This is a genomic window from Nitrospirota bacterium (genome assembly GCA_040752355.1).
Lineage (GTDB): Bacteria > Nitrospirota > Thermodesulfovibrionia > Thermodesulfovibrionales > Dissulfurispiraceae > JBFMCP01.
Genome location: JBFMHE010000038.1, coordinates 1 through 2,689 on the forward strand (window position 1 = coordinate 1; position 2,689 = coordinate 2,689).

Genomic DNA, 2,689 nt, shown 5'->3' on the forward strand with positions numbered 1-2,689 from the left:
ATGAAGCCGAAGCCTTTGGAATCGTTGAACCACTTTACTGTTCCGTTAGCCATTGTGTACCTCCTTACTTGTTAGTTGAACTTTCAGAAGGGCACAAATAAAAAGGCCACAAAGCTAAAAGTCTTTGTGACCGCGTGGGCTAAAAACTTCTGAAACTCTTTCTATACAATAGCACGTCCCGAGATAATTAGCAACATGAATAATGCGGGGCGGGCAAGAGCTGCCTTTTGTAGCATGCTTATGCCGCAGGTCCCAGGGCATCGTCTGCAATGAACTGCTTCAGTCCTTCCCCATAGGTCTGCCCCGAGAGGAGGAACCCTTCATTGTGGCTGCCGGCGATCCTGAGCATACGCTTCGGCGGCGCAGCCTTCTCGAAAAGCGCGAGGCCGTGCGAGAAAGGGATGACCTCGTCGTGCGGGCTGTGGACGATCAGTTTCGGGCAGGCGATCTTCCCGATCTTGTCGATGGTTGCATACCGGAACTTGGTAATGCGCCTCACCGGCAGCCAGGGGTAGAGCTCGTGCGCCATATCCGCGACCGAAGTAAACGAAGACTCCACGATAAGCGCAGCCGCACGCCTCCTCGTCGCGAGCTCGGCAGCCACCGCACCGCCCAGAGAGCGGCCGAAGAGGACGATCCGCTCCGGCGGCGCCTTCCGCTCGTGTACGAGATAGTCCCAGGCTGCCTCGGCGTCGAGGTACGTACCCTCTTCCGAGGGCCTGCCCTCGCTCTCGCCGTAGCCGCGGTAGTCGAAGATGAGCACGCTCAGGTTCAGGTCGTTGAATATTCTGATCGAGTCGAGCCGGTGCGAGATGTTTCCCGCGTTCCCGTGGCAGAAGAGGAGCACCCCCTGCTCGCTCTTCGCCGGCACATACCATGCCGACAGAGCGACACCGTCCTTTGTCCTCAGGCGCACCTCTGCGTACTCGAGGCCGATAAGGCGGGGCGTCAGCCTGACCTCTCTGGAGGGCATATAGACCATGCTCTCCTGCCTGAGATAGACGAGCAGGATAAGGCCGAGATAGATGACGATGAGCGCCGCAGCGGCTCCGAGCACGATCCGTATCACGATGGGGTCATTGTAGCACACCTCTCCCGCCCCCTTCCCGGGCAGTTCATTTTGCTTAAAATGCTGTATTTTATGATACTATATTCGTTACAGCAGTGCGATCATTATACCCGGGAGGATGGAACATGAAGATAATAGAAGGCGAGCTTCAGGCAAAGGGACTCACGTTCGGCATTGTCGTGAGCAGGTTCAATGATTTCATCACCTCGCGGCTCCTCGACGGTGCTGTCGATGCCCTGGTGCGGCATGGGGCGCAGGAGGAGGATCTCGAGGTGGTGAAGGTCCCTGGCGCGTTCGAGATCCCCCTTGCGGCAAAGCGGATGGCGGCAAAGGGCGCCTATAACGCGATCATATGCCTCGGCACGGTCATCAGGGGAGCGACGCCCCATTTCGAGTATGTCGCCGGCGAGGTCTCGAAGGGCATTGCTGCAGCGTCGCTCGAGACCGGCGTACCGATCGCCTTCGGCGTCATCACCTCCGACACCATCGAGCAGGCGGTGGAACGGGCAGGCACCAAGGCCGGCAACAAGGGATGGGATGCGGCGATCACGGCGATCGAGATGGCGCAGGTGTTCAAGAAGCTATGATTGAAAAGACAGAAGTGATGCTGTTATGAAACGACGGAAGGCCCGTGAATACGCTCTTCAGTTCCTCTATCGGATCGACTTCGTCGACCTGCCGGAGGATGCGGAGCAGCAGAATGTCCTCGCGGGCATGAGGGGGGACCTCCGCGACTTCTGGGAGGATACGGGAGAAAAGGACCAGGAGCTGCGCGTCTTTGCGGAGGACATTATCGCCGGCACCATAGGGCATCTGCGGGAGATCGATAGCGAAGTTCAGCGCGTCGCCGAAAAGTGGAGCCTTTCCCGCATGGCGGCTATCGACAGGAATATACTACGGTTTGCTACCTACGAGCTGCTGTTCAGGAAGGATATCCCGAGCGCAGTGACGATCAACGAGGCGCTCGAGATCGCGAAGAAATACTCGACCGCGGAGTCCGCCTCGTTCATAAACGGCCTTCTCGACCGCATCGCCAGGGAGAGCGAGGGGAGCAAGAAGTAAGAGCTCCATTTTCAGTTATTCGTAGTGAGATATCCAGTAGGGCGAGAGCGGCGGGTCGTCACCCCGCCCGTCGGCGACGAGGCTTTTGAGATAGCCGATATTCTCCGATGCCTTGCTCCGCTCTCCCATGACCAGGTGAGCCACCCCGAGGTTCAGCAATGCCTTTGCATAGTCAGGTTTTATCATGAGCGCCTGGTCGAATGCTTCGAGGGCGGTGGTGTACATCCCGGATTTGAGATAGGTGACCCCGAGATTGTTGTGCGCCTCCGCATAATCGGGCTTGACCGCGATCGCCTTTTTGAAGGCATCGATCGCCTCGGGATACCGGTGGAGCTTGCCGTAAGCTATGCCGAGGCTGTAGTAGACCTCCGCATAATCGGGCTTGACCGCGATCGCCTTTTTGAAGGCATCGATCGCCTCGGGATACCGGTGGAGCTTGCCGTAGGCGACGCCGAGGCTGTAGTAGGCCTTCGCATAGTCGGGCCTGATGACAATGGCGTACTTGAACGCCTCGAGGGCCTCTGAATACCTGCGGAGCTTGCCGTAGGCGACGCCGAG

General features: G+C 58.2%; 4 protein-coding genes. 2 read left to right on the forward strand and 2 right to left on the reverse strand.

What is annotated here, in order from left to right; translation table 11 throughout:
* Nucleotides 1-238: 238 nt before the first annotated feature.
* Nucleotides 239-1,090, reverse strand: coding sequence for an alpha/beta hydrolase (locus tag AB1805_16975; protein MEW5747124.1), 852 nt, complete (start codon nt 1,088-1,090; stop codon nt 239-241).
* 104 nt (nt 1,091-1,194) lie between these two features.
* Here AB1805_16975 and ribE point away from each other — a divergent pair, with 104 nt between their 5' ends.
* Together ribE and nusB are read left to right on the forward strand one after the other, a co-directional pair.
* A complete protein-coding gene (ribE, locus tag AB1805_16980) occupies nt 1,195-1,656 on the forward strand; it encodes a 6,7-dimethyl-8-ribityllumazine synthase (protein MEW5747125.1) in 462 nt (153 codons plus the stop codon).
* A gap of 25 nt (nt 1,657-1,681) precedes the next feature.
* Nucleotides 1,682-2,131 (forward strand): transcription antitermination factor NusB, encoded by a 450-nt coding sequence (gene nusB, locus AB1805_16985; GenBank protein MEW5747126.1) that lies wholly within the window; start codon nt 1,682-1,684, stop codon nt 2,129-2,131.
* Nucleotides 2,132-2,146: 15 nt separating this feature from the next.
* On the opposite strand, the gene AB1805_16990 is transcribed toward nusB, so the two are convergent.
* The coding region (locus AB1805_16990) for a tetratricopeptide repeat protein (protein MEW5747127.1) at nt 2,147-2,689 on the reverse strand (543 nt) is incomplete at its 5' end.

Bases quoted from the DNA above. Each gene is read 5' to 3' on its own strand.
- ribE (MEW5747125.1), top strand. From the start codon at position 1,195: ATGAAGATAATAGAAGGCGAGCTTCAGGCAAAGGGACTCACGTTCGGC.
- nusB (MEW5747126.1), top strand. From the start codon at position 1,682: ATGAAACGACGGAAGGCCCGTGAATACGCTCTTCAGTTCCTCTATCGG.